This window comes from Hahella sp. CCB-MM4 (assembly GCF_002260525.1).
Taxonomy (GTDB): domain Bacteria; phylum Pseudomonadota; class Gammaproteobacteria; order Pseudomonadales; family Oleiphilaceae; genus Hahella.
Genome location: NZ_MRYI01000122.1, coordinates 1 through 508, shown reverse-complemented (window position 1 = coordinate 508; position 508 = coordinate 1). Strand labels below are relative to the sequence as shown.

The window sequence follows — 508 nt, the reverse complement described above, 5'->3', positions numbered from 1 at the left end:
TGCCGTGCTCTCGCCACTTCCCGCTCCTGTCCGCCGCGATGCGGATGGTGGTCTTCCATCCTCCCGGCCATCACCGCAGCTACCACTGATGGCAATCTTCCTTCCTCTTGCCAAAAAAAACCAGCCACCTAGTACGCTATAGCTCGCTCCATGAGAGATTCCCGGGCCGCGTTGCCCGACGTTTGTCCTGCTCAAGCCATGTAATGCCGCGAATCGCGCACATGCCAGGAGGCCAAGGATGACCGTAGCCATACAAGCCGACCGCCCGGATTTCCTGGAGATCGAGGGTGACGAGTCAGGGCTCTTCGACCAGGCTGTTCCCCGGGCGCTGGTGCACCGGGCGGCGATATCGGAGGTGCTGCTGACGGGGGTCAGATCCGGTGGGGGCGACCGCCTCCGCATGGGAGCGCAGTGGTCGCGCGGCCACAGCTACTACGGTGCCGTCGCCGGTCGGTGGCACGATCCGATGCTCTTCGCGGAGGCCATGCGCCAGGCCGGACTGCTGCTT

Annotated in this window: 1 protein-coding gene; it reads left to right on the top strand. The window is 64.6% G+C overall.

Annotation, left to right across the window (positions count from 1 at the left end; all coding sequences use genetic code 11):
• Positions 1 to 238 precede the first annotated feature (238 nt).
• Positions 239 to 508: AfsA-related hotdog domain-containing protein (locus BTA51_RS29195; RefSeq protein ID WP_305794082.1), on the top strand; the 270-nt coding region annotated here is incomplete at its 3' end.